The organism is Colwellia echini, assembly GCF_002843355.2.
GTDB classification, from domain to species: Bacteria; Pseudomonadota; Gammaproteobacteria; order Enterobacterales; family Alteromonadaceae; genus Colwellia; species Colwellia echini.
In genome coordinates, this window is sequence record NZ_PJAI02000055.1 from 1 (window position 1) to 1,910 (window position 1,910).

At 34.6% G+C, this 1,910-nt stretch carries 2 protein-coding genes; both read right to left on the reverse strand.

The window, feature by feature from the left end; translation table 11 throughout:
* Window positions 1-686: 686 nt before the first annotated feature.
* Entirely contained in the window at window positions 687-1,151 is a 465-nt protein-coding gene (locus tag CWS31_RS17190) for a hypothetical protein (protein WP_101344583.1), read from the reverse strand.
* A 119-nt stretch (window positions 1,152-1,270) separates the two neighbouring features.
* Entirely contained in the window at window positions 1,271-1,636 is a 366-nt protein-coding gene (locus CWS31_RS17195; RefSeq protein ID WP_148747791.1) for a hypothetical protein, read from the reverse strand.
* Between the last annotated feature and the right edge of the window lie 274 nt (window positions 1,637-1,910).

Below are 1,910 nucleotides of genomic sequence, written 5' to 3' on the forward strand. Positions count from 1 at the left end.
TAATTGGCAAAGTCTTGCACGAAATTTTGCAGTAAAAACTGAGAAATTAGCGCACAAAAAAAGTTAAATAAACTGCTTTGCTCGATTTTATGTAACACCGCGAAACAATAATATACGTGCGATAAATACAAAACTGAATTACGTTTTAGAATACGTGATTGATGCGCAAAACGTGAATCAAAAAATATACCTTACGCAAGTAACCCAATACACCTAACGCCCCATTAAGAGGCAAAAAATTGTTTGCTAAAATGTTGAGGCACGAAACAGAAAACTGTTTTTTGTCCTGCTTTAATGCCTTGTTAGTTGTTGATAGTTAAACACATTTAACTTACCAACAACACTAAAAATTAATTAATGGAAGTGAGTATTTAAAAACACCACCGCAACTTAGCCGCTGAATGCGAACTTTGAGCCGTTTACGCATTTACTGATTATATTTATCAACAAAAGTTAGGCGAAAACTGTGTTACCAAAAACGCTAAAACTTACGAGTAAATTGAAAGTAACCACAAGAAAGGAAGGAAACAAACACCAATCCTTTGATGTGAAATACCGCACGATTAAACTAAATTTACTCGAACAAGTTGCGGCAACTAACGCCCTAATAATGGGCAAAAAATTGTTGGCTAAAATGTTGAGGAACGAAAACAGCCAACTGTTTTTTGTCCTTATTAATTAGCTTGTTATATGGCAATTGTAAACAAATACACATTAATACTGTGCCAGATAAGAAACATCAATGCACCACCGATAGCAAACTTAAACTGAAGACCACTATATTTACCAGCATTTGATGAATTACTTTCAAGTGCTGATGTAACAGCAGTAATGGCGGCTTCAACTTCTTGGGTGTGTTGCGGTTGTTGAGGGTGAACACCTTTCTTTAATTGTAATAAATTAAAATTTGAAAATGTTGCAGTTTGACACCAATCAATATATTTACAGCCAAAGTAAAAGCTTCCCCCCCAAAAAAAGACGGATAAGCCTAGCGGTATATCTGTACACGTAACTTTTAAGCCTGTCGTTTTATTAACAGTGAAAGCAATTGCTGATGCAACAATTGCCATCAAAAAATATGCATATTTATCTTGTCCAGCACGGTGTTGTTTATATAATTCTAGTAATTCAGGATCCGACAATTGATGCATACTCCTTTGCCATATAACGCCTCACTAAGAGGCAAATAATGGTTGGCTAAAATAGACGACGAAGGAGTAAATAGCCAACTGTTATTTGTCCTTTTGAGTGACTTGTTAGCAGTACGTTGCTACCCAACCCGAACATAGCCGAAAGGTAACAAAACCAACATTAAAATACACAAACAACTTATAAATATAAACACCCAATTAGCATCGCTCGGTTTTGATTTTGAACGCATAACCAAGTTTGAAATTTTAGTGTTTTTGTAGATACTGATGATGCCAAGTAAGGTAGCAACCAAATATATTGCAGCAATTAATTCCAGAGCTGATTGACCCACAAAATTTTTAAGAACACTTAAAACGATAGAAAAAGAAAATTGAAAAATAAGAAATGTTTTTAAAAAAGCCATATCAAAGTGGTACCAAAAAATATCACCACCACACATCCAATACAACTTTGATTTTCTTAACTCATACTTCGAATCTTCCACAACATTTCCTGTACTGCTAACGCCCCATTAAGAGGCAAAAAATTGTTTGCTAAAATGTTGAGGCACGAAACAGCAAACTGTTTTTTGTCCTGCTTTAATGCCTTGTTAGGTGTTTGAACTGATTAGAATTTATGCCACCTAAACTTACCAAACCACAATAAAGTAATTGGCAAAGTCTTGCACGAAATTTTGCAGTAAAAACTGAGAAATTAGCGCACCAAAAAGTTAAATAAACTGCTTTACTCAATTTTATGTAACACCGCGAAACAATAAT

Coding starts and splice junctions, on each gene's coding strand:
- CWS31_RS17190 (WP_101344583.1), bottom strand. CDS start 1,151: ATGCATCAATTGTCGGATCCTGAATTACTAGAATTATATAAACAACAC.